This window comes from Ewingella sp. C233, assembly GCF_055407225.1.
Window position 1 is genome coordinate 101,690 of the sequence record NZ_JBUZRI010000007.1, and the last position, 24,746, is coordinate 126,435.

21 protein-coding genes and 1 rRNA gene are annotated in these 24,746 nt (G+C 50.5%); 8 read left to right on the forward strand and 14 right to left on the reverse strand.

Going from position 1 to position 24,746, the window contains the following annotated elements; translation table 11 throughout:
• Positions 1-46: 46 nt before the first annotated feature.
• Positions 47-1,258, reverse strand: a complete 1,212-nt coding sequence (gene gltS / locus ACZRKO_RS21415; protein WP_463739257.1) for a sodium/glutamate symporter — start codon at positions 1,256-1,258, stop codon at positions 47-49.
• 238 nt (positions 1,259-1,496) lie between these two features.
• Between gltS and ACZRKO_RS21420 the strand changes: the two genes are divergently transcribed.
• Together ACZRKO_RS21420 and ACZRKO_RS21425 are read left to right on the forward strand one after the other, a co-directional pair.
• Positions 1,497-2,888 (forward strand): nucleobase:cation symporter-2 family protein, encoded by a 1,392-nt coding sequence (locus ACZRKO_RS21420; protein ID WP_463739258.1) that lies wholly within the window; start codon positions 1,497-1,499, stop codon positions 2,886-2,888.
• A 152-nt stretch (positions 2,889-3,040) separates the two neighbouring features.
• On the forward strand, positions 3,041-4,732 hold the full coding sequence (locus ACZRKO_RS21425; RefSeq protein ID WP_463739259.1) for an AsmA family protein: 1,692 nt from the start codon (positions 3,041-3,043) through the stop codon (positions 4,730-4,732).
• Positions 4,733-4,807: 75 nt separating this feature from the next.
• On the opposite strand, the gene fabY is transcribed toward ACZRKO_RS21425, so the two are convergent.
• From fabY to typA, 5 genes are all read right to left on the reverse strand, one after another.
• Positions 4,808-5,740: a fatty acid biosynthesis protein FabY gene (gene fabY / locus ACZRKO_RS21430; protein ID WP_463739260.1), complete on the reverse strand. Its 933-nt coding sequence runs from the start codon at positions 5,738-5,740 to the stop codon at positions 4,808-4,810.
• A 33-nt stretch (positions 5,741-5,773) separates the two neighbouring features.
• Entirely contained in the window at positions 5,774-6,211 is a 438-nt protein-coding gene (gene dtd, locus ACZRKO_RS21435; RefSeq protein WP_463739261.1) for a D-aminoacyl-tRNA deacylase, read from the reverse strand.
• 23 nt (positions 6,212-6,234) lie between these two features.
• Positions 6,235-7,110 carry a virulence factor BrkB family protein gene (locus ACZRKO_RS21440; protein WP_463739262.1) on the reverse strand — a complete coding sequence of 292 codons (876 nt, stop codon included), beginning with the start codon at positions 7,108-7,110 and terminating at the stop codon, positions 6,235-6,237.
• Between the two features lie 11 nt (positions 7,111-7,121).
• On the reverse strand, positions 7,122-7,709 hold the full coding sequence (gene yihX / locus ACZRKO_RS21445; protein WP_463739263.1) for a glucose-1-phosphatase: 588 nt from the start codon (positions 7,707-7,709) through the stop codon (positions 7,122-7,124).
• Positions 7,710-7,874: 165 nt separating this feature from the next.
• Positions 7,875-9,698: a ribosome-dependent GTPase TypA gene (gene typA, locus ACZRKO_RS21450; RefSeq protein WP_463739264.1), complete on the reverse strand. Its 1,824-nt coding sequence runs from the start codon at positions 9,696-9,698 to the stop codon at positions 7,875-7,877.
• Positions 9,699-10,139: 441 nt separating this feature from the next.
• On the opposite strand from typA, the gene glnA reads away from it, so the two are divergent.
• From glnA to glnG, 3 genes are all read left to right on the forward strand, one after another.
• Positions 10,140-11,549: a glutamate--ammonia ligase gene (gene glnA, locus ACZRKO_RS21455; RefSeq protein ID WP_463739265.1), complete on the forward strand. Its 1,410-nt coding sequence runs from the start codon at positions 10,140-10,142 to the stop codon at positions 11,547-11,549.
• Positions 11,550-11,781: 232 nt separating this feature from the next.
• Positions 11,782-12,831, forward strand: coding sequence for a nitrogen regulation protein NR(II) (gene glnL, locus ACZRKO_RS21460; RefSeq protein ID WP_463739266.1), 1,050 nt, complete (start codon positions 11,782-11,784; stop codon positions 12,829-12,831).
• A gap of 7 nt (positions 12,832-12,838) precedes the next feature.
• Positions 12,839-14,251, forward strand: coding sequence for a nitrogen regulation protein NR(I) (gene glnG / locus ACZRKO_RS21465; protein WP_463739267.1), 1,413 nt, complete (start codon positions 12,839-12,841; stop codon positions 14,249-14,251).
• 62 nt (positions 14,252-14,313) lie between these two features.
• Here the strand turns inward: glnG and hemN are convergent, their stop codons facing one another.
• Together hemN and yihI are read right to left on the reverse strand one after the other, a co-directional pair.
• On the reverse strand, positions 14,314-15,717 hold the full coding sequence (hemN, locus tag ACZRKO_RS21470; RefSeq protein WP_463739268.1) for an oxygen-independent coproporphyrinogen III oxidase: 1,404 nt from the start codon (positions 15,715-15,717) through the stop codon (positions 14,314-14,316).
• Positions 15,718-15,909: 192 nt separating this feature from the next.
• Positions 15,910-16,473 carry a Der GTPase-activating protein YihI gene (yihI, locus tag ACZRKO_RS21475; RefSeq protein WP_463739269.1) on the reverse strand — a complete coding sequence of 188 codons (564 nt, stop codon included), beginning with the start codon at positions 16,471-16,473 and terminating at the stop codon, positions 15,910-15,912.
• Positions 16,474-17,053: 580 nt separating this feature from the next.
• On the opposite strand from yihI, the gene yihA reads away from it, so the two are divergent.
• Positions 17,054-17,698 (forward strand): ribosome biogenesis GTP-binding protein YihA/YsxC, encoded by a 645-nt coding sequence (yihA, locus tag ACZRKO_RS21480; RefSeq protein WP_463739270.1) that lies wholly within the window; start codon positions 17,054-17,056, stop codon positions 17,696-17,698.
• A 140-nt stretch (positions 17,699-17,838) separates the two neighbouring features.
• Here yihA and spfP read toward each other — a convergent pair whose 3' ends face one another.
• From spfP to ACZRKO_RS21505, 5 genes are all read right to left on the reverse strand, one after another.
• The gene (gene spfP / locus ACZRKO_RS21485) at positions 17,839-17,886 is read right to left on the reverse strand and encodes a small protein SpfP (protein WP_438361642.1); all 48 of its coding nucleotides are present in this window, start codon (positions 17,884-17,886) and stop codon (positions 17,839-17,841) included.
• A 164-nt stretch (positions 17,887-18,050) separates the two neighbouring features.
• Complete coding sequence (gene polA / locus ACZRKO_RS21490; protein ID WP_463739271.1) at positions 18,051-20,855, reverse strand: DNA polymerase I; 2,805 nt, start codon at positions 20,853-20,855, stop codon at positions 18,051-18,053.
• 399 nt (positions 20,856-21,254) lie between these two features.
• Complete coding sequence (dsbA, locus tag ACZRKO_RS21495) at positions 21,255-21,878, reverse strand: thiol:disulfide interchange protein DsbA (protein WP_463739272.1); 624 nt, start codon at positions 21,876-21,878, stop codon at positions 21,255-21,257.
• Positions 21,879-21,924: 46 nt separating this feature from the next.
• Entirely contained in the window at positions 21,925-22,911 is a 987-nt protein-coding gene (locus ACZRKO_RS21500) for a serine/threonine protein kinase (RefSeq protein ID WP_463739273.1), read from the reverse strand.
• Positions 22,912-23,003: 92 nt separating this feature from the next.
• Positions 23,004-23,273, reverse strand: a complete 270-nt coding sequence (locus ACZRKO_RS21505; RefSeq protein ID WP_463739274.1) for a YihD family protein — start codon at positions 23,271-23,273, stop codon at positions 23,004-23,006.
• Positions 23,274-23,419: 146 nt separating this feature from the next.
• On the opposite strand from ACZRKO_RS21505, the gene mobA reads away from it, so the two are divergent.
• A complete protein-coding gene (mobA, locus tag ACZRKO_RS21510; RefSeq protein WP_463739275.1) occupies positions 23,420-24,004 on the forward strand; it encodes a molybdenum cofactor guanylyltransferase MobA in 585 nt (194 codons plus the stop codon).
• A complete protein-coding gene (gene mobB / locus ACZRKO_RS21515) occupies positions 24,001-24,519 on the forward strand; it encodes a molybdopterin-guanine dinucleotide biosynthesis protein MobB (protein WP_463739276.1) in 519 nt (172 codons plus the stop codon). Before mobA ends, mobB begins: the two co-directional genes overlap by 4 nt.
• 139 nt (positions 24,520-24,658) lie before the next feature.
• Here mobB and rrf read toward each other — a convergent pair.
• Positions 24,659-24,746: ribosomal RNA gene (gene rrf / locus ACZRKO_RS21520) — 5S ribosomal RNA — on the reverse strand; the annotation flags it as partial.

The window sequence follows — 24,746 nt, forward strand, 5'->3', positions numbered from 1 at the left end:
ACCCTCTTCTCTCGTATTTGAGAGCCTTCCATGGCACTCAATCTCATCATGCGACGGCGGGAAATACCGGTAATAACAAGAATAATTTGATGACTATCGCGTTGGCGATATCAATAAAGAATGCGCCGACCATCGGCACCACCAAGAAGGCCAGATGGGACGGCCCAAAACGGTTGGTGATAGCCTGCATATTGGCGATTGCCGTTGGCGTTGCCCCCAACCCGAAGCCACAGTGCCCCGCTGCCAGTACCGCCGCATCATAGTTTTTCCCCATCACCCTGTAGGTCACGAAGATGGCATACAGCGCCATTGCCAGCGTCTGCACGCCGAGAATTGCCATCATTGGCAATGCCAGTGATGCCATTTCCCATAGCTTGAGGCTCATCAGCGCCATCGCCAGAAACAGTGAAAGACTGACGTTGCCCAGCACCGATACCGCGCGATCAAAGACCCGGTAAAAGCCAAGCCATGCCAGCACATTACTGAGGATAACACCGACAAAAAGCACGCAGACAAAAGTCGGGATCTCGAACGCTGAGCCCTGCAACAGCGTTGAAACATGGCTGCCTGCCGTAAGACAGATAGCAATCAACGCAATAGTCTCCACCATCACCAAAGGCGTGATCATCCGGCCAATCGTTGGCTTCTCAAATGCACTCGGGTCTGCGGCATCTTCCGGTGAACCATTGGGGGTTGAAGAGTGGCTGACCAGATAACGGGCGACCGGCCCGCCGATAATTCCCCCCAGCACCAGACCAAAGGTCGCACAGGCCATGGCCACTTCTGTCGCATTTTCAAAGCCGTACTTTTCGCTGAACAATTTACTCCAGGCCGCGCCCGTGCCATGTCCACCTGACAGAGTGATTGAACCGGCCAGCAGGCCCATCAGCGGGTCAAGCCCCAGCAATTTTGCCATACCAATGCCAATCGCATTTTGCAGCAGCAACAATCCCAGCACGACGAACACCAGCAAGACCAGTGCCTTACCGCCGGAACGCAGGCTGGCGAGATTAGCATTCAGACCGATGGTGGCGAAGAAGGCCAGCATCAGCGGCTCTTTCAGCGACATATCAAAGGTGACTTCCCAACTGAAAAGTTGATTAGCCAGTAGCAACAGAAATGCGACCAGCAAACCGCCGGCGACAGGTTCAGGAATGGTGTATTTCTTGAGGAACGAAATTGTCTGGACGCATTTACGTCCCAGAAGGAGTACCAGAGTCGCGGCAACCAGCGTGCCGTAGGTATCGAGATGAATCATTGAAATGCTCCATTTTAAAAAAATCCAATAATATTATTGAGTTATAAGAATTCCAGTTCGCTGATATTTTTCAGATACGGGATTAGAAGTCAGATAACCAACTCAACGCAAGAAAAACAGCCTATTTATGCTGATTAAATCGCAATTATTGGAGGAACAAATCAACAAAGCAAACGATTGCTTTTATCGGCATTTTCATTAAAAATGCCCGCTTTGCCGCTTAATGGATGCCCAAATCATGAGTACGCAATCCGCCGAGCCAGATACTCAGCGCCCTGAACTTTCCCGCCAGCATAATAGTGAATTGATTTACCGCCTGGAGGACCGCCCTCCTCTGCCACAAACCCTGTTTGCCGCCTGCCAGCACCTGTTGGCGATGTTTGTCGCAGTGATCACGCCTGCACTGCTGATATGTCAGGCGCTCGGACTTCCGGCGCAGGACACTCAACACATTATTAGCATGTCGCTTTTCGCGTCGGGACTGGCATCTATATTGCAAATTAAAACCTGGGGGCCGGTGGGTTCAGGCTTGCTGTCGATTCAGGGCACCAGTTTTAACTTTGTCGCTCCGCTGATCATGGGGGGTATGGCGCTGAAAAACGGCGGCGCGGACGTACCCACCATGATGGCAGCGCTGTTTGGTACGCTGATGGTTGCATCCTGCACGGAAATTATTCTGTCGCGTTTCCTCCATCTGGCGCGCCGGATTATTACCCCGCTGGTTTCAGGTATCGTGGTGATGATCATTGGTCTGTCACTGATTCAGGTCGGGCTGACCTCCATTGGCGGCGGTTATGCAGCGATGGGCGATCACAGCTTCGGCTCGCCTAAAAATCTGTTGCTCGCTGCCGTGGTGCTCGTGGTGATCATCCTCCTGAACCGGCAGAAAAACCCTTATCTGCGTGTCGCGTCGCTGGTGATCGCCATGGCCATCGGCTATCTGGCTGCATGGATGATGGGAATGCTGCCCGAGGCAGTAACGGTAACGCAGAGCCAGTGGATAACGCTGCCAACACCACTCTATTACGGTCTGGGTTTTGACTGGAATCTGCTTATACCGTTGATGTTGATTTTTATGGTGACGTCACTAGAGACAATCGGCGATATCACAGCGACCTCCGACGTTTCCGAACAACCGGTCAGTGGTCCGCTTTATATGAAGCGCATCAAAGGCGGCGTACTGGCAAATGGCCTGAACTCAATGCTTTCGGCAGTCTTCAACACATTCCCTAACTCCTGCTTCGGCCAGAACAACGGCGTTATTCAGCTGACCGGGGTTGCCAGCCGTTATGTGGGTTTTGTGGTCGCGCTGATGCTGATCGTACTGGGCCTGTTCCCGGCGGTGGCAGGTCTAGTACAGCACATTCCTGAACCGGTACTTGGCGGGGCAACCATCGTGATGTTCGGTACCATTGCCGCTTCTGGCGTACGTATTGTGTCGCGTGAGCGCCTTAATCGCCGAGCGATTATGATCATGGCCTTATCTCTGGCAGTCGGCATGGGCGTTTCACAACAACCGCTGATTCTGCAATTTGCGCCTGACTGGCTTAAAACCTTGCTCTCATCCGGTATTGCAGCCGGGGGTATTACAGCCATTGTGTTGAACCTCATTTTTCCACACGAAAAGTAAACTTCTGCTGTAACTCCTGCAAACACGGCGAGCGGTCCTGAACCCTCGCCGCATTTTCTTGTCTCTGTCATGCTAACCTATTGAGAAAGGCCACTGTTTGCGGCATAAACAGGGTATTCTTTTCCCTTTCCCGACGGATATGGATTCAGACGATGAAATTTATCGGCAAAATTTTACTGACACTCCTCCTGCTGTTGGTGCTGGCAATCGTACTGTTTTATGTGGTGTTGCAGACCCGCTGGGCCGCAGGCCATCTCAGCCAATGGATGAGCAATAACAGCAACTACCGCCTGTCAGTTGAAAAAATTGATCACGCTTGGTCGGAACCCGGGCGCATAACGCTAAACGGCGTGAAACTGGGGCAGAAAAACCAGCCCGATGCACTTAATGCCGCTCAGGTGAATCTGGATCTGAGCTGGCGTCAGATAACGGAGCCCCGTTTTTTCGACCGCATTGTGCTGGTCAATGGGCAACTTAATCTGAATCCGTCAGCCTTAAATCTCCCTGTTCAGGCAAATACACTTCAGCTAAGCAAAATGGCAATCACTGGTGATGCCGATAGCTGGGCGGTCGACGGTCAACAGGTAAATGCCGGCATTTACCCGTGGCAACCTAAAGCTGGGCATCTGCTGGGCGAAAATACGGAATTCCAACTGAGTGCAGCGTCGCTGAGCCTGAATGGTATTCCTGCCGAGAACGTTCTGGTGCAGGGACAAATCAACAATAACCAGCTTACATTGAGTAACTTCGGCGGGGATTTGGCGCGAGGTCAGCTGACGGGTAAAGCCAGCCATGCACCTGATGGCAGCTGGACCCTCGACAACGTGCGGTTAAGCAATGTGCGATTACAAACTTCACAGCCCCTTTCGGCATTCCTGCAGGAGTTTAACCAGCAGCCGAAGGTTATCGTTAAGCGCTTTGATTTGATCGACGCCCGCCTGCAAGGGCAAGACTGGACGTTCAGTGATGTCGATCTGTCAGTGAAAGATGTCACCTTTGAGAAGGGTGACTGGCAGAGTCAGGATGGGGAAGTCTCGCTCAATGCCACAGAGATGATCAATGGCAACCTGCACGTGATTGACCCGATCATCAATCTGGATCTCTCCCCGCAAGGTATTGCTATCAAACAGGTCAGTGCACGTTGGGAGGGGGGTCTGCTGCGCACAACAGGCAACTGGATTCGTGATAGTCACAGGCTACAGCTGAACGAACTCACCGTCGCGGCGCTGGAATATACGCTGCCGCAGAACTGGCGCCAGCTGTGGGTGCAGAATTTGCCTGACTGGTTGTCAGAAGTTTACGTTGGGAAGTTGATGACCAACCGTAATTTGATCATCGATATCTCTCCGCAGTCTCCGTTCCAGCTGACCGCACTGGATGGTTTTGGCACCGATTTACTGCTGGCACATAATCATCAGTGGGGCATTTGGTCCGGTAAGTTGAATCTCAATGCCAGTGATGCCACGTTTAATAAAGTTGATGTTCGCCGCCCTTCTCTTGCGCTTGAAGCATCGGACAGCCAGGTGAAATTTACTGAGATGAGTGCGTTCACTAAAGAAGGTCTGCTGGAGGCAACGGCCAGCGTCGATCAACAACCACAACGTAACTTTACCTTGGCGATGACTGGACGCGCGGTTCCAGCCAATGTGCTGGAAACCTGGGGCTGGCCGCATCTCGACCTGCAAGGCAATGCCAACATGCAACTCAACTTACAGGGCCAGATGCCCGCCAATGTGGATTTCCAGCCGACATTAAACGGTAAATTGCACGTCATTACCGCTGACGGAAAACAGCTTGATCAGCAGATGAACAAGGGCATTGTTGCTGGCACGCCCGCGCCGTAGAAGGTCATCGCAGATTTAGAAACAACAAAAGGCACTCCATCACGGAGTGCCTTTTTCTTAGTACGGTGACCGGGATCAGTTAATTTGCGGCTCAAGAGGGGCTTCAGGCGCAACCGGCAAGACCAGATAAGTGCCTTCAAAAATAGCGCCATCGGTTTCATCGCCCAACAGATTGACTTGCAGTTGAACGCGGGCCCGACGGCCCTTAGCCAAACGGTCAAGATCACCGCTGATAGAGCTGAGATCGGCAATCGCACGCGGCCGCCCGGTGACCGGAGCGCTGTAGCGGATATGGGCATCAGCGAGAATAATAGTTCCCCCCAGATGGCGTTCGCGCAGCAGCAGCCAGATCAATCCCCATCCTGTCAGGGTCGCCAAAGAAAACAGACTCCCGGCAAACAAAGTATGGTGAGGATTCTGATTACCGTTCTCCGGCATCGTAGTGACAAAGCGCTGGCCGGTATATTGGCTGATACGCACACCCATTTTCTCACTCAGTGGAATATGGTCGTACCAGGCCTGCTGTAACTGTCCGCACCAGTCGGGCCGATGCAAAATATCATCCAGCGTTGCGACCGGTTTGATCATCAGAAAATGGCGTACCGGTGTCGTTTGCGGAGTCGTAATTTCCCCCTGATTCACAAACCCCAGTTTGCCAAAGAAGTCCACGGCATCTTCACGCGCACTACATACCACACGCTTTACGCCTTCCTGACGCGCCACAGACTCCAGGGTCATCGCCACCAACGTACCTAGCCCTTTTGCCTGAACATTTGGGTCAACGGCTAAGAATCGAATAGAGGCCTCATTGTCGGCATTGATATACAAACGGCCGACTGCCACGGTTTTACCGCTCTCATCCACCACCATTTGGTGATGCGCCATTGCATCATAGGCATCACGCTCTGAACCTTCCGGCTGATGCAAAGGTTTACGCAGCATTTCCCATCGGAATGTGTAATAGGCAGCCAGCTCTTTTTCAGTAACAGGAACTCTCAAATGGTACATAGATACGTTCTCTCCGGCGTAATGCCTTTACGTTCAGACTTGTAGCCAGAAGGTCACCGGCCCGTCATTAACCAGTGCCACTTTCATGTCAGCAGCAAAGCGGCCAGTTTGGGTTGTGATCCCCTTTTCACGGCACTCTCCACAAAAATAATCGTATAAACGTTCTGCTTCCTGCGGTGCGGCCCCTCTGGAGAAACCGGGGCGATTGCCCTTTTGCGTGTCGGCCACCAGCGTAAACTGGGAAACCACTAACAGGCTACCGCCCGCTTGCTGAACGTTCAGGTTCATCTTGTCGTTTTCATCACCGAAGATACGGTATCCGATCACCTTATCGCACAATTTTTTGGCTTTCTGCTCGTCATCGCCCTGTTCGATACCCAGTAAAATCAATAATCCGGGGCCAATTTCCCCACAGATTTCACCCTCGACAGTGACGCTGGCACTTAATACCCGCTGGATTAAAGCAATCATACAAACCCTTCAGACTGTGAAAATTATGACTCTTTGACGTTTAACGCAGCGGAGTCAGCGGACTGCAACTTGCGCAGCGATCGGTATTCGCCCAGCGTTACGGTGATCTCTGCCCCCAAAAGGACGATACACCAGCTCACATAAACCCAGAGGAATAAAATCGGGATCACCGCCAGCACGCCATAAATCAGCTGATAGGACGGGAAGAGCTGAACATAGAGAGCAAAAACTTTTTTACCCAGCTCGAATAAAGACCCGGCCACCAAAGCACCGATCAGTGCATCCAGGGGCGGAACGCGAACGGTCGGCACCACCTGATAAAGTAGCCAGAAAGAGATCCAGGAGATAAGTAACGGCAGAACCCGCAGTGTGTGGTCAATGACCGAATGGACACCGTTGATTCTGAGCCAGTTCAGTGACAAGAGGTAGGAGCTTATCGCCACGCTCGCCACCAGCAGGATTGGCCCCAATGTTAATACCATCCAGTAAACCGCGAACGAAAAGACAATCGGCCTTTTCGTTTTACTGTTCCAGATTTTGTTCAGCACGCTGTCAACTGAAGCGATGAGCAACAATGCGGTGACAATAAGCCCGCAAGTACCGACCGCCGTCATTTTGCTGGAGTTGGCAACAAACTGCTCAAGATAGCGCTGAATAACATCGCCGGTGGCAGGCATGAAGTTATTGAAAATAAAAGTCTTCAGCTGAGCGCTGATTTCTGAGAACACAGGAAACAGCGCAAATAAAGAAAAGACCACGGCGATGAGCGGTACCAATGACAGCAGAGAAACATAAGCCAGGTGGCCAGCTAACAGCGTCAGCCCATCTTTATCCGCACGCTTAAGCAACAGGTGTACAAAATGCAGACCCGTTTTAACACGATGCCACAGCTTTCTCATTCACACCCCACTCAGGAAAACCAGGCCGGGATGGTGTTCTTGTCTTCCACCAGCACAGCGTCAATACCCAACGATCTTGCTGCTTCTACGTTTTCGACAACATCATCAAAGAAAACAGCCTGACTGGCCGTCACGCCTTCTTTGTTAAGCACATACTCGAAAATACGGGGCTCTGGCTTACGCATACCCAAATCTTGTGAGAGGTAGAGCGCATCGGTATTGGCTTCAATTTCCGGATAATGTTCAGGCCAGTAATTGAGATGTAGGCGGTTGGTGTTCGACAGCACAACGACGCGATGTCCTTGTTCACGTAAGGTTTTGAACACATCGATAACGTCCGCTCGTAAGCCAACAAACACGGCCTGCCAGCCCACGCTGAACTGCTCAAAACTCAATGCTATACCCATTTCATGGCTGAGTTCTGCGGCAAATTCTTCGTCGCTTAGTTCACCCCGCTCGTGTTTCTGGAACGCCTCGCCCATGGAGAAACGTTCAGTCAGCGTCGCCAAAGGCGTACCGCTGAGATTGCTCCATACGCCGAGTACACGTTTGAAATCGATATCAATAATGACGTTGCCCATATCAAAAATGTACAGCATTGCACGCTCCTGATTTCAAAGATGATGATTAACTTTAGCGGGAAAAGGTGCACATGAACAGGGATTGAAACGCGGAGCTGCGAGGTAGTATCAGAAAAAAGTATAAAAAAAACAGGGCGCCCGAAGGCACCCTGCTTTATTGAAAACGGCTAGCGTAAAAGAAACTTAAGCTTCTTTAGGACCACGTCCAGCACGTTTACGATCATTCTCAGTCAGGTGACGTTTGCGAATACGTACAGACTTAGGCGTTACTTCGACCAGTTCGTCATCATCGATGAATTCCAGAGCTTGCTCCAGAGACATTTTGATAGCAGGAACCAGAGTCGTTGCTTCGTCAGTACCGGACGCACGCATATTGGTCAGCTTTTTACCAGTCAGGCAGTTCACGGTCAGGTCGTTAGAACGTGAGTGAATACCGATGATCTGGCCTTCATACACTTCTGCGCCATGGCCCAGGAACAATTTACCGCGGTCTTGCAGGCTGTACAGTGCGAACGCAACTGCTTTACCCTGACCGTTGGAAACCAGAACGCCGTTCTGACGTTGGCCGATTTCGCCTGGACGCACATCATCGTAGTGACTGAATGTGGAATACAGCAGGCCGGTACCAGAAGTCATGGTCATGAATTCAGTACGGAAACCGATCAAACCACGTGCTGGGATCAGGTAATCCAGACGAATACGACCTTTGCCGTCTGGGATCATGTCCTTAACGTCGCCCTTACGCTCACCCATGGCTTGCATGACTGAACCCTGGTGCTGTTCTTCGATGTCCAGCGTTACGTTTTCGAATGGCTCTTGTTTACGACCATCAATCATCTTGTTGATAACTTTTGGACGGGAAACAGCGATTTCGAAACCTTCACGACGCATGTTTTCGATCAGAACTGACAGGTGAAGTTCACCACGGCCAGATACGCGGAACGCATCTGAATCTTCAGTTTCTTCAACACGCAGTGCCACGTTGTGCACCAGTTCTTTGTTCAGGCGGTCAAGGATCTGACGTGAAGTCACATACTTGCCTTCTTTACCACAGAACGGAGAGGTGTTTACGCAGAAGTACATGGTGACGGTTGGTTCATCAACAGACAACGGAGGCAGCGCTTCAACAGCTTGGACATCACAAACAGTATCAGAGATGTTCAGCTCGCCCAAACCGGTGATTGCAATGATGTCGCCTGCTTCAGCCAGTTGAGTTTCGATACGTTCCAGACCCATATGGCCCAGTACTTTGCCGACTTTACCGTTACGGGTTTTGCCTTCGCTATCGATGATAGTGACTTGTTGGTTAGGCTTAACCACACCGCGTTTGATACGGCCGATGCCGATAACGCCAACGTAGTTATTGTAGTCCAGCTGAGAGATTTGCATCTGCAGTGGGCCGTCACGGTCAACTTTAGGTGCTTCAACGTGGTCTACGATTGCCTGATACAGCGGGGTCATATCTTCGGCCATATCGTTATGGTCGGTACCCGCAATACCTAACAGGGCAGATGCGTAGATAATTGGGAAATCGAGTTGCTCGTCGGTCGCATCCAGGTTAACGAACAGGTCGAAGACCTGATCAACAACCCAGTCAGGACGTGCGCCAGGACGGTCAACCTTGTTGATTACCACGATCGGCTTCAGACCATTAGCAAATGCTTTTTTGGTCACGAAACGGGTTTGCGGCATTGGGCCATCCATTGCATCCACAACCAGCAGCACCGAGTCAACCATTGACATCACACGCTCAACCTCGCCGCCGAAATCGGCGTGTCCCGGGGTATCAACGATGTTGATGCGGTAGTCTTTCCAATTAATGGCGGTGTTTTTTGCGAGGATGGTGATCCCACGCTCTTTCTCCAAATCGTTGGAGTCCATTACGCGTTCGGTTGCTTCTACACGCTCTCCGAAAGTACCGGATTGTTGGAGCAACTTGTCGACCAGGGTAGTTTTACCATGGTCAACGTGGGCAATAATGGCGATGTTACGCAAATTTTCGATCACAGCTTTGCCTCAGGCATTAGAAATAGCGCGCTATTGTACACGTATTAAGCGAGGTTCTAAACAAGATCACAAGGATCTTATCGAAACAACTCGATGATGGTTACTTTGTGATCCCTTTCACGGTGCAAAGAGACCCTCAGGCCCTTACGGTGCACCATTTTGGTGCTTCACGTCTCACGATAAGCACCATAAAAGTGCAAACTTTCCGTTATGGTGCATACTCATCAGGTGCAAGAGCCCCTTAAAATGGCGTTGTGTGCATTTTCTCAAAGTTGGCACAGATTTCGCTATTACTTTTGCAGGGTGAAAAGAGTCTTATCAGGGTAGTAAAGAAACTGTTTAGGCCACACGCCAGTTCCAGTAGGGTTGTTATTTCCAATAAAATGCCAACTAAATGGTTATTCGTTCCACGACGATAATGAGAAATTCGGGAGAACTAGTATGTCCGCTGAACACGTTTTGACGATGCTGAATGAGCACGAAGTGAAATTCGTAGATTTACGTTTCACTGATACCAAAGGCAAAGAACAGCACGTCACCATTCCTGCACACCAGGTTAGCGCCGACTTCTTCGAAGAAGGCAAAATGTTTGATGGCTCTTCAATCGGTGGCTGGAAAGGCATTAACGAATCTGACATGGTTCTGATGCCAGATGCCAGCACTGCTGTTCTGGACCCATTCTTTGAAGAAACCACACTGATCATTCGTTGCGATATTCTTGAGCCGACCACGCTGCAAGGTTATGACCGTGACCCACGCTCAACGTCCAAACGTGCTGAGGATTTCCTGCGCGCTTCCGGTATCGCGGACACCGTGCTGTTCGGGCCAGAGCCAGAATTCTTCCTGTTTGATGATGTGCGCTTCGGCAGCAGCATCTCCGGTTCTCACGTTGCTATCGATGATATCGAAGGCGCATGGAACTCATCGACCAAATACGAAGGCGGCAACAAAGGCCACCGTCCTGCCGTAAAAGGCGGCTATTTCCCGGTTCCTCCGGTCGACTCCTCTCAGGACATGCGTTCTACCATGTGTCTGACCATGGAAGAAATGGGCCTGGTTGTTGAAGCTCACCACCACGAAGTAGCAACCGCCGGTCAGAACGAAGTGGCAACTCGCTTCAATACCATGACCAAGAAAGCTGACGAAATCCAAATTTACAAATACGTGGTTCACAACGTGGCTCACGCATTTGGCAAAACTGCGACCTTTATGCCAAAACCAATGTTTGGCGATAACGGTTCCGGTATGCACTGCCATATGTCTTTGTTCAAGAACGGTAACAACCTGTTCTCTGGCGACAAATACGGCGGCCTGTCTGAAATGGCACTGTTCTACATCGGCGGTATCATCAAGCATGCTAAAGCGATTAACGCTTACGCCAACCCAACGACTAACTCCTACAAGCGTTTGGTCCCGGGCTACGAAGCACCCGTAATGCTGGCGTATTCTGCGCGTAACCGTTCTGCGTCTATCCGTATTCCACACGTATCAAGCCCTAAAGCGATGCGTATCGAAGCCCGTTTCCCTGATCCAGCAGCAAACCCATACCTGGCGTTTGCGGCACTGATGATGGCTGGCGTCGACGGTATCATCAACAAAATCCATCCTGGCGATGCGATGGATAAAAACCTGTATGACCTGCCACCGGAAGAAGAAGCAGAAATTCCAAAAGTTGCAGGTTCACTGGAAGAAGCCATGAACTGCCTGAGCGAAGACCGCGAGTTCCTGACCCGTGGTGGCGTGTTCACTGATGACGCGATCGATGCCTACATCGCTCTGCGTAAAGAAGAGATGGATCGCGTTCGTATGACTCCGCATCCGGTTGAGTTCGAACTGTACTACAGCGTGTAATGCACCATTCAGCGCTGGCTATGTTGGCGCTGAACGTAATATCCGACTGAAGGCCATCAGTTCAAGACCTTCAGCGTCTGAATAAGTAAGACGATTTTTGTTGCCGTGGAAATTTTCAGCCCATCTCCGGATGGGCTTTTTTCTCCACACTCTTTCCTGCTTAACCTATCTGACCCGTGAATTCGCCGGGTAGCCAGATAAAATGCACCGACCAGGTGCGGGAGACTGCGGTATGGCAACTGGCAAGCTGCCCGATGCTGGGCAGATCCTGAATTCCCTCATCAACAGCATTCTGTTGTTGGACGACGATTTGGCTGTGCATTACGCCAATCCGGCGGCTCAGCAATTATTGGCTCAAAGTTCCCGCAAACTTTTCGGTACACCACTGCCGGAACTGGTGGGCTATTTCTCTTTAAATATCGACCTGATGCGTGAAAGTCTGCATGCCGGACAGGGGTTTACAGACAGTGAAGTCACATTGGTGGTCGATGGCCGTGCTCACGTTCTTTCTTTGACAGCTCAGGCGCAGCCGGATGGCTTCATTTTGATTGAGCTGGCGCCGATGGATAATCAGCGTCGGTTGAGTCAGGAACAGTTACAGCACGCCCAGCAAGTCGCGGCGCGGGATTTAATCCGCGGACTGGCACATGAAATTAAGAATCCGCTCGGTGGGTTACGCGGTGCGGCGCAGCTTTTGTCGCGTGCGTTGCCGGATCCGGCGCTGCTGGAATACACCAAAGTCATCATCGAGCAAGCTGACAGGCTGCGAAATCTGGTGGACCGTTTGCTCGGCCCTCAGCGTCCAAGCCAGCACATTACGCAAAGTATCCATCAGGTCGCCGAACGGGTTTGCCAACTGGTCTCGATGGAAAAACCAGACAACGTGCAGCTGATTCGGGATTACGACCCAAGCTTGCCGGAACTGGCGCACGACCCGGACCAGATAGAACAAATTCTGCTCAACATCACCCGCAATGCCTTACAGGCTCTGGGTGAAGAGGGCGGATCTATTACATTGCGTACGCGCACTGCTTTTCAAATTACCCTGCACGGCGTGCGTTACCGTCTGGCGGCCCGGATAGATATTGAAGATAACGGCCCCGGCGTACCGGCACATTTGCAGGATACACTTTTTTACCCCATGGTCAGTGGCCGCGAAGGAGGCACAGGTTTAGGCCTGTCCATCGCGCGCAGTTTGATTGACCAGCATTCGGGTAAAGTTGAATTTAACAGTTGGCCAGGACATACCGAGTTCTCGGTTTACCTGCCTATTCGCCAGTGAGGTTCTTATGCAACGAGGGATAGTCTGGATCGTCGATGACGATAGCTCCATCCGCTGGGTACTTGAACGCGCGCTCACTGGAGCGGGTTTACATTGTACCGCCTTCGATAGCGGCAGTGACGTGCTTGAAGCCATTGCGACTCAAACCCCTGACGTATTGTTGTCTGATATTCGCATGCCCGGCATGGATGGTCTGGCGCTGCTAAAACAGATCAAACAGCGCCACCCGATGCTCCCGGTCATCATAATGACGGCGCACTCTGATTTGGATGCCGCCGTCAGCGCCTATCAGCAAGGGGCATTTGATTATCTGCCAAAACCTTTCGATATCGATGAGGCGGTGGCGCTGGTAGAGCGCGCCATCAGTCACTATCAGGAACAGCAACAACCTGCGCGAACCCAACCGGCCAGCGGCCCGACGGCGGACATCATCGGCGAAGCGCCGGCGATGCAGGATGTTTTCCGCATTATTGGTCGCCTGTCCCGCTCATCGATCAGCGTTCTGATCAATGGCGAATCGGGTACCGGTAAAGAGCTGGTCGCTCATGCCCTGCACCGCCACAGTCCACGGGCCAAAGCGCCGTTTATCGCGTTGAATATGGCGGCGATCCCGAAAGATTTAATTGAATCAGAATTGTTCGGCCATGAGAAAGGCGCATTTACCGGCGCGAACACCGTTCGTCAAGGGCGTTTCGAGCAGGCCGATAACGGCACGCTGTTCCTCGATGAAATCGGCGATATGCCTCTCGACGTTCAAACCCGCCTGCTGCGCGTGCTGGCTGACGGGCAGTTTTACCGCGTGGGTGGTTATGCGCCAGTGAAAGTCGATGTGCGCATTATTGCCGCTACGCACCAGAACCTTGAGTTGCGCGTACAGGAAGGCAAATTCCGCGAGGATTTATTCCACCGTCTGAACGTGATCCGCGTGCATCTGCCACCGCTGCGCGAACGTCGCGAAGATATTCCGCGACTGGCGCGTTATTTCCTGCAAGTTGCAGCGAAAGAGCTGGGCGTGGAAGCCAAAAATCTGCATCCGGAAACAGAAACTGCCCTGACCCGCCTGCCCTGGCAGGGTAACGTTCGGCAGTTGGAAAACACCTGTCGCTGGCTGACGGTGATGGCGGCCGGGCAGGAAGTGTTAATTCAGGATTTGCCGAGCGAACTATTTGAAAGTTCGGCGCCGGAATCCGGGGGGCAAAGTTTGCCGGACAGCTGGGCAACGCTGCTGGCGCAATGGGCCGATCGCGCATTGCGTTCCGGTCATCAAAACCTGCTGTCGGAGGCTCAACCCGAAATGGAACGCACGCTTCTCACCACCGCGTTACGTCACACTCAGGGCCACAAACAGGAAGCCGCCCGTTTACTGGGCTGGGGTCGTAATACGCTGACCCGTAAACTGAAAGAGCTTGGAATGGAATAACCGCCCTTTCGTAAACAAAAACAGCCGCTTTTGCGGCTGTTTTGCTTTCATGGAGACAGTGGTCAGATCACGCGGGAAAACTGTTGCTGACGAACCTGCCGGCGCAGATAAACGTCAAAGCACATGCACACATTGCGGATCAGCAGGCGGCCCTGCGGGGTAACACGAATATTATCCTGACTTACCTCCACCAGCCCGTCTTTGGCCAGCGGTGCCAGCAACGCTAAGTCTTCAGAAAAGTAGTCATCGAACTCAATATCATAGCGTTTCTCAATATCCGCAAAGTCTAGTTCAAAATGACAAATCAATGCCTTGATCACATCGCGACGCAGACAGTCATCAGTTGTCATCTCAAGGCCACGCCACAAGGCATTGCCCTGCTTTTCTACACGCGCGTAATAGGTTTTCAGGTCTTTTTCGTTCTGCGCATAGGTGTCGCCCAACATACTGATAGCCGAAACGCCCAGCCCCAGTAAATCACTTTCACCCTGCGTGGTGTAGCCCTGGAAATTGCGATGCAATTTTCCTTCGCGCTGAGCCACGGCCAGTTCGTCGTCCGGACGGGCGAAGTGATCCATGCCAATAAAGCGATAACCAGAACCTGTCAGGGAAGCGATGGTCTCCTGCAAAATACGCAGTTTTTCCTCTGCGCCCGGTAAATCTTCATCTTTGATTTTACGCTGAGCGGCAAACAGCTTTGGCATATGCGCATAATTGAACACGCTCAGGCGGTCGGGGTTGAGCTCAGCCACGCGTTGCAACGTGTAGGCAAAACTCTCCGCCGTTTGCTTTGGCAGGCCGTAAATCAGATCAATATTGGTGGAGTTAAAGCCCAGTGCTTTCGCGCGGGCGATCAGCGCAAAAATAAACTCTTCATCCTGCTCGCGGTTAACCAGCCGCTGAACTTCTTTATTGAAGTCCTGCACGCCCATACTCAGGCGATTAAAACCTTCCTGGCGAAGGTGGTCGAGCACATCGAGCTCAATTTCTCGAGGATCCAGCTCCAGAGACATCTCTGCGTCTGGCATGAAGTCGAAATGACCGCGCAGAAGGCCCATCAGACGGCTTATCTGGGCTTTATTCAGATAAGTGGGCGTACCCCCACCCCAGTGGAGCTGGCTCACCTGACGGCCCTTAAACAGCGGCGCACGGTGACGGATCTCTTGTTCGAGGACGTTAAGATACTCTTCCGCTTTATGCTGCTGGCGGGTGACAAGTTTATTGCAGCCACAGAAATAGCAAAGCTTATGGCAGAAGGGAATATGGACATACAGGGAGAGTGAACGGTCAGGATAACGCAACGCTGCGCGCTGGAAAGCGGCGTCATCGTAGCTTTCACTGAACTCCAGCGCTGTCGGATAGGAGGTATAGCGCGGACCGGAATAGTTATATTTCTGGATCAGCGCTAAATCCCAGACCGTAGTCTGCTGTGATTCCGCTTTTGATGACGCTGCGTTCTTTGACATTATAAGTGCTCACTCCTTGCGGCGCCTGTTTCTGCCAGTTCGCCTGACAGGCAGGGTTTTAGTCCGCCTGGCAGTGCGCGCATGAAACAAACGTGCTTTGGTTTTCGATAACCGGTGCAGTTTAACGAATAACCAAAGCAGATAACATGCGAAGAGTAAGGCTATTGCTGTCGGGATGACCCAGCGCAAGTTTTAGAAACCTTCTTTCGGATCCCCACGTTTCAGCAACTGCATCATGTCTTCGTTCTTGGTTTTTTCTTCCACTTCGTCATCTTCGTCGCCGAGCTCAATGCCCAGCAATTCCATCAGTGCATCGATACGGTCCAGCGTCTGGTCAACGTAAGACTGATCTTCAGCACTCAGTTTTTCACCCTCATCAAGCTTGTCGAGCAAGCTGTCGAGACGGGGATCATTTTCCAGCAGCGTCAGCTCTTCTTCAGGCGGCAGCTGTGGTTTGGTCTCGGCTTCAACCAGTGGCTTAGGTGCTTTCTTCGCTTTAGGCGCGTTATTGAAAACCGTTTCAACCACCAGCGGAACGGATTTCTTGCTGCCGATACGTGGATCTGCGTTTTTAGCGGCAGCGCCGTTTTGTTTTTTCTCGCCATCCGGGTTAGCACGGGAACCTGCTTTATGCCCGCGGCGTCTGTTGTCACGCTTACGCTCACGCGCTTCGATATCAAGCTCGACGCGATTTTTTTTTCTCTTTGGTTTTGCTGTCGCGGTATTGGCGCGCGGGGCTTTCGCTGGCTGTTTCATGGCATCTGCTCTTAGGTGTGTTCAATTAGTATAGATTTGCGCCGGAATCTAGCAGAAAGCGCACAAAGAAAAAAGGCAGCAAGTAAGCCTTGCTGCCTTTTTCTTTCCTTCAACGGAAGGATATTCTTACACCACTTTCCATGTATGGCGTCAACTTCCCGGTTTTTCCTTTGCCTTTCAGCGCTTCCAGCGCCGATCTTCCCTGCGTTGCGATGCTTTTCCTGTTATCCCTGAAGGCTGATTCATCCGTGCTTCCATTCTTGCCTTCATCGCGTTAAGAAGTACTTTACCCCAATGGCGTAAAGGCTCAAGATAGCCGCCGCATGACCGGAGTCCGATTTTTTATCCATTCCGGCATCCTTTTGAATTTAAAAACTTTTGAAAATCACGGCGCGAAATAAAGCGTGATAGCCCGCATTTTGAATGGCAAATGTCTTACAACGTGAAGGAATTTTTTCCCCACCTTCATCTCTGTGGCCCCTACTCATCATCATTCGGATTATAAAAACAGAAACGCATCCCGCTCCTGTTGCAGCTATAATCGCCAGCCAGATACCCCAGCCTCACGGAGATGCACGTTTTGACCAGCCAAACATACAACTATCATATGACCCATTTTGTCATGAGCGCCCCGGACATCCGGCATCTGCCAAGTGATGAAGGCATTGAAGTCGCATTTGCTGGTCGTTCAAACGCCGGCAAATCCAGCGCACTGAACACGCTGACCCAACAGAAAAGTCTGGCACGTATCAGTAAAACGCCGGGCCGTACGCAGCTTATCAACCTCTTTGAAGTCGAGCCCGGCATTCGCCTGGTCGATCTGCCAGGTTATGGGTATGCGCAGGTTCCTGAAGAGATGAAGCGTAAGTGGCAGAAAGCGCTTGGTGAATATCTGCAAATGCGCAACTCCCTGAAAGGGCTGGTTGTTCTGATGGACATCCGCCATCCACTGAAAGATCTCGACCGCCAGATGGTCTCCTGGGCCGTGGCTGTGGGGACCCCCGTCATGTTACTGCTGACAAAATCCGACAAACTGTCCTCCGGTGCCCGTCAGGCGCAGGTCAAAATGGTCCGCGAAACTGTCAAAGAGTTTATGGGGGACATTGAAGTTGAGGCGTTCTCCTCGCTGAAAAAAGTAGGCGTGGACAAGCTGACCACCAAGCTGAACACTTGGTTCAGTGAGATCCCACCGGAAGTTCTGCTAGACGAACTTTCAGGCGAGTAGTGTTATCGGTTTGAATAAGCGTTAGTGAAGAGAGAAAGGCGACCATCAGGTCGCTTTTTTATGGCTGTGAATCAGAAGATTGGTAAGAAAAAAACAATAAAAAACGCCCCAGACATAAATGCCTGGGGCGGCTAAAAAATTCAGCTAAATCCGATTACGTGAAGTAAAAGGTCTGAAAGATAGAACATCTTACCTCTGTACCCTACAAGCGAGACTTTACCTTATTTCGTGAACTGGAAAAAGTCTTTTTTGTAGTTTACTTACACAAAAATTGCGGGTTATGCGATCGCCTTCATAAAATCGCCCTGGATTTATGTAGCTAAATTACATAAACCGCTTAATTTATCTTCACTTAGTGAGCTTCATCCCAATTCTTACCAACACCCACCTCAACTTTCAGTGGAACCGCCAGTTGCATACTGCCTTCCATCAGGCTGCGGACCTTTTCGCTGACCACATCCACATCATCGTTATGCACTTCAAATACCAGTTCATCGTGAACCTGCATGATGATACGGGCACGCGGCGCATCCGGTTGCAGCAACCAGTCAGCCACTTTAATCATCGCTCTTTTGATGATATCCGCAGCGGTACCCTGCATTGGGGCGTTGATAGCAGCACGCTCGGCACCCTTACGGCGCATGGCGTTGCTCGACTTGATGTCTGGCAGGTAGAGACGGCGACCATCCAGCGTCTCAACATAGCCCTTCTCAGAAGCTTGTGTGCGGGTACGCTCCATATACTCCAGCACGCCCGGGTAGCGTTCGAAGTACAGATCCATATAGCGCTGCGATTCTTTACGCGGAATATTAAGCTGACGCGACAAGCCAAAAGCGCTCATACCATAAATCAGGCCAAAGTTAATGGCCTTCGCGCTGCGGCGCTGTTCACCGGTGACGCTATCCAGCGCCGTGCCGAAGACTTCTGCCGCGGTCGCTTTATGAATGTCTTTACCTTCCGCAAATGCTTTCAATAACCCTTCGTCTTTAGAAAGGTGCGCCATGATGCGCAGTTCGATTTGCGAATAGTCAGCGGCCACAATGCAGTGATCCTTCGGCGCGATGAATGCCTGACGAATACGACGGCCTTCTTCGTTACGTACCGGGATATTTTGCAGGTTTGGATCGCTGGAAGACAGTCGCCCAGTGGCTGTGACTGCCTGATGGTACGAAGTGTGTACGCGGCCCGATTGCGGATTAATCATCAGCGGCAGTTTATCGGTATACGTCGATTTCAGTTTCGCCAGACCGCGATATTCCAAAATCACTTTCGGCAGTGGGTAATCCAGCGCGAGTTCGGCCAGCACTTCTTCATTTGTTGAAGGAGCACCGCCTGGAGTTTTCTTCAGGATTGGCAGCTTTTGCTTTTCATACAGGATGGCCTGTAGCTGTTTTGTGGAAGAGAGATTAAAAGGCTCTTCGGCCAGCTCGTGAGCTTTGGTTTCCAGTTCAGCCAGACGCAGGGTCAGCTCTTTAGAGTGTGCGGCAAGAATGTGTTGGTCGATAAGCACACCGGTACGCTCGATATGCGACAACACAGGAACCAGCGGCATTTCAATATCATTGAAGACCGTCGTGAGCTCTTTGCTTTCCTGGATTTTCGGCCAAAGCGTCTGATGCAACTGCAGGGTGACGTCAGCATCTTCAGCGGCATAAGGTGCCGCCTGCTCCAGCGCAATTTGATTAAAGGTGAGCTGATTTTTTCCTTTACCTGCAATTTCTTCAAAACTCACCGTTTTATGGCCAAGATAGCGATCCGCGAGGCTATCCATATCGTGACGCCCCGACACACTGTCCAGCACATAGGACTCCAGCATGGTATCGAAGGCAATACCTTTCATCTCGATATCGTATCGCAACAAAATCCCACGATCGAACTTAAGGTTCTGCCCCACTTTGAGTTGTTTCTCATCTTCCAGTAGTGGCTTGAGCTGCGCCAATACGGTATTACGATCGAGCTGTGGCGGTGAATCGAGGTAGTCATGGGCAACAGGAAGATAGGCGGCCTTGCCCGGCTCAACGGCGAATGAGAGACCTATCAGATTCGCGGTGAGGGTATCCAGACCGTCAGTTTCGGTATCGAAAGCAAACACATCGGAGGTTTTCAGATAACCAATCCATTCGTCCAGCGTCGCCTGATCGAGGATAGTAACGTAACCTTCCTGAGACAGCTGTGTGCGCTCAACAGGATCATTAACGACAATATCAATTTCCGGTGCGCCCTTTTTCTTACTGGCTGTCGCTTTGGCGGAGCCCTTCTTGCCACTCAGCCAGGTTCCGGCTTCGACATCGGCTAACCAGCGTTTAAATTCATAACGGGCAAACAGGGTGTGTAACTCAGCGGCATCCGGCTCGACGACATTGAGTTTGTCGCAGGTGATATCCAGCTCGACGTCTGTTTTGATGGTTGCCAGCTGATAAGAGAGATAAGCCACCTCTTTATTCTCACCCAGTTTAGCCGCCATGGTTTTGGCACCGCGAAAACTGAGTGTGGCGATTTTATCCAAATCGGCATACAGCGCGTCAAGACCGCCAATTCCCTGTAATAACGCCTGAGCCGTTTTCTCGCCCACACCGGGCACACCGGGAATATTGTCTGATGAGTCGCCCATGAGTGCCAGGAAATCAATAATTAACTCGGGGGGTACGCCGTACTTCTCGACCACTTCATCCGGGCCAAGAATCGCATTATTCATGGTGTTAATCAGGGTCACACCCGGCGTAACCAGCTGCGCCATATCTTTATCACCGGTGCTGATAAGCACAGCGTGACCGGCCTTTTCGGCTTCAAGAGCCAGAGTACCAATGACATCGTCTGCCTCAACGCCGGAAACCACCAACAAAGGCAACCCCATCGCCTTCACCATTTGGTGCAGCGGCTCTATCTGGGCGCGTAAGTCATCAGGCATGGGCGGACGGTGAGATTTATATTGGGCAAAGAGTTCGTCACGGAAGGTTTTCCCCTTCGCATCAAAAACGACGGCGACATGGCTGGGGGTGTATTGCAGCAACAAGCTGCGCAGCATATTCAGCACACCGTACATCGCGCCAGTGGGTTCCCCGACTGAGTTGGTCAGCGGTGGAAACGCATGGTAGGCGCGGTAAAGGTAAGACGAACCGTCTACCAGGATAAGTGGATTCTCTGCTATCTGGGCCATAACTCTTCTTTATTCGTGATCGGACATACCCTAAGGATGCCATAGCTGGGGATAAAGGCGAACCATGAGAGAGAAATTGGTAACAAACTTGCGAGGGATCTCGCGGGATCTTCCTGTGGATAACTGTGTGAGTAAAAATCACCCCATGTCCGCAATTTAGTACAATTGAGAATGACGCGTTATTTTTAACTCAGGCTTTCAGGAGGTTAACTGAACTGTCATCACAATAACGCTGTCACGTAACTTTAATCGCGAATGTGGATACAATAAAATAATTTTTATAAAACCACGAAATTCAATATATATATGACAACAAGTTTAACGACGCTACTTGTCATGACTGCGGAGATTCGAAAATGAAAACGCCAGCACATGGCTGGCGTTTTTTTTGAAGAAAAATTACTTTTTGGCAGACAAGAAATTGATAACATCTGAATATTGTTTGACGTACATATCCATTGAACTGGTATCAAGCCCGTCATTTTTAACCATATATTTGCCATTAACAAATACAGATGGCACGCCTTGCAAACCAAGATCTGCAGCGGCTTTCTCTTGTTGTACAACCAGAGATTTCACAACAAAGCTATTGAGCGCGGAATCATATTCCTCGCCTTTAACACCAGCCTGAATAAAGACTTTGCGGATGTCATCAGGGGTCTGTACAGACTGTTGTTTTTGTACCGCATCAAACATCAGCGGGCTGACTTTATCTTCCACGCCCAGCGCGATAGCTACAGCCCATGCCTGAGTTAGCTGCTTGCCCAACGGTCCCAGAAATTCAACGTGGTATTTTGCATATTTCACATCTTTAGGCAGATTCTTTTTAATACTGTCTGAAACATGCCATACCTGCTCGAACTGATAACAGTGCGGGCAATAGAATGAGAAGAATTCGAGAACCTGAGGTTCACCCGCAACCGGTTTATCCAGGGTAACGTATTGTGCGCCATTAGAAAATTGTGCAGCCGTTGCGCTGAAGGCCATAACCATACCAATCAGTGCCAAGAATATCTTTTTCATATAAAGCCTATCTCCAATTAATTAAACTTTTAACGTTTATTCACACTCAGTACATTGGCATCAACTGTAGAGGTGGTGCCCGTAATTTTTTAACTTGCTCTGTAAACGCCGCAGCCTGACCTAACCAAAAGTCTTCGTCTTTCATCCACGGGAAACTTTTAGGAAAAGCCGGATCTTCCCAGCGACGTGCAACCCATGCCAGATAATAGACCATACGCATGGCGCGTAGCGGTTCAATCAGCGACAGCTGGCGGGTATCAAACTCGGCGAACTCACCATAGGCTTCCAGCAATATATCCAGCTGAAGTCGCTGTTCGCTGATATCACCATGTAACAGCATCCACAGATCCTGTACTGCTGGGCCATTGCGGGCATCATCCAGGTCGACAAACAGCGGGCCATCGCGCCAGAGAATGTTCCCTGGGTGACAGTCGCCATGCAAACGCAGCGGTTGCCAGTCATCATGCCAATATTCGCTTATGGTTGCGATGAGTGTATCTGTAGTAGCAAGGAATGAAGCACGTTGGCGCTTAGGAATTAGCGAGGTGCTCTCGAATACGGTACGGGGTTGAGTGAGGTATTCATCCAGGCCCATAGTTGGGCGGGCTACAAATAGACTTTCACTTCCAACCTGATGAATACGGCCCAGAAAACGGCCTACCCATTCCAGTTGGTCGAGGTTATCAATCTCATACTGGCGGCCACCGACGCTGGGAAATATAGTGAAAAGGTAACCCTGATGAGAGTGAAGGGTTTGGCCTTGTATATTCAGGGGCGCGACGGCAGGTATTTCAGTATCAGACATATCCTCCGAAAAAGCGTGTTCCTCAAGAATTTGTGCTTCACTCCAGCGCTCCGGACGGTAGAACTTCACCACGTAACGCTTTTTGTCTTCACACAAAAACTGATAAACACGGTTTTCATAACTGTTCAACGCAATCAACCCTGACTCTGCCATCAAGCCAACGCTTTCTAACGCATCAAGGATCAGATCTGGCGACAATGCCTGAAAATTGAAAGCAGAATTATTCATAACTTCATTCAGATAGGCCGCACGGAAAAGTGATAGTGCGAAATAGTATCATCTATTTTTGGCATGTCGCATGAAGTTCACATAAGTTTACATCAATCCTTAATGATCCCGCGGGCGCGCAAAATGGCGGTTTTAAAATCATCTTCGTAGTCTTTTTTCAGGCCGGGGATCTCAGCAGTGCTCTCACTCCCACGCATCTTGAGGTGATAGATCAACATATCATCGCTTAAATCGGTAAGCGCCCCTTGATAGCCACATTCAGTCGCCAGTTTCTGCAAGAATTGCAGTAAATTAAGGTCAGAATCGTTCTTCCAGGCTGGGTGAAGTAATTCAATCAGCTCATTAACGCGATGCTCTTTCATAGAAAATCCTTTCATGTGCAGTAGTCACACAAAATATCAGGCTTATAAGATCAGGGAAAGCAGCAGTTATACAGCGCGAGGAAAACCAGCCCATTATGGGTTTAACGTTACAATTGCCGGAATCATCGCTTGCGGAGAGATATGTTATGAATAAGACCGATATCACAGGGGTCATTCTGGCGGGCGGCCGCTCAACCAGAATGGGAGAGGACAAGGGATTGGTGACAATCGCCGGGAAACATTTATTCGAACATATCGCCGAAAGGCTGAGGCCAATGGTTGGTGAGATATTGATCAATAGTAATCAAAATCAACACCAGTATGGGCAACATTTTGAAGTTGTACCTGACTTGACGCAAGATTATTCAGGCCCGCTGGCGGGAATGCTGGCCGGGCTGAACGCTATGACCACGCAATGGGGATTGTTCGTTCCTTGTGATGTACCCGCATTCCCTGCGAATCTTGCTGAAGTATTTTGGCAGCACAAAGATGGGCAGCAGGGATTATATGCCAGAGATTTGTATCGCAAACACCCGACGTTATGTTTATTGAATAAAAATCTGATTCCCGCTTTAGAGGCATATCTCACCAGTGGTGAGCGAAAGGTGATGTTCTTCCTCAATCAGATCAATGCTATTCCCGTTGTGTTCAATGGAAAAAATGCGTTCGCTAATCTCAATACTCCGGCAGATGTTGTTCAGTGGCAAATCGAACAAGGTGATTTTCAATGAGTATTACCACATCCATTCCTTTACTTGGGATCATTGCCTACAGTGGTACCGGTAAAACTACGCTTTTAAAAAAACTCATCCCTTATCTGAGCAGTCAGGGGGTTCGCGTGGGATTGATTAAACATACGCACCATGACGTGGATGTTGATACTCCTGGCAAGGACAGCTTCGAGCTCAGAAAAGCAGGGGCACATCAGACTATGGTGGCGAGTCATCAACGGTGGGCACTGATGGCGGAAACACCCGCGCAGGAAACGCTAAACCTGCAGTATCTCGCCAGCCGGTTCGAAAGTCGTTCACTGGATATGATCTTAGTAGAAGGTTTCAAACACGAGGATATTGATAAAATCGCGCTTTATCGCGAAGAGATCGCTAAGCCATTTGAGAATTTGATCGATTGCAGAGTTATCGCCGTCGCAAGTGATAGTTATCTTGACCATCATTTACCGCTTTTAGATCTCAATAATACTGCAGTTATTGGTCAGTTTATAATCCAATGGCTGGCTAACAAGTAGACTCGTGTCAGGTGTTGCTGCTAAAACGTACAAAACTCCTCAGTTCTTACCTTTTATGAGAGAAAATTGCTAACTCTTCTTCAAACTCCCCATAGCAAAAAACCCCAGTCTTTCGACTGAGGTTTTCCACTAATTTGATGCCTGGCAGTTCCCTACTCTCGCATGGGGAGACCCCACACTACCATCGGCGCTACGGCGTTTCACTTCTGAGTTCGGCATGGGGTCAG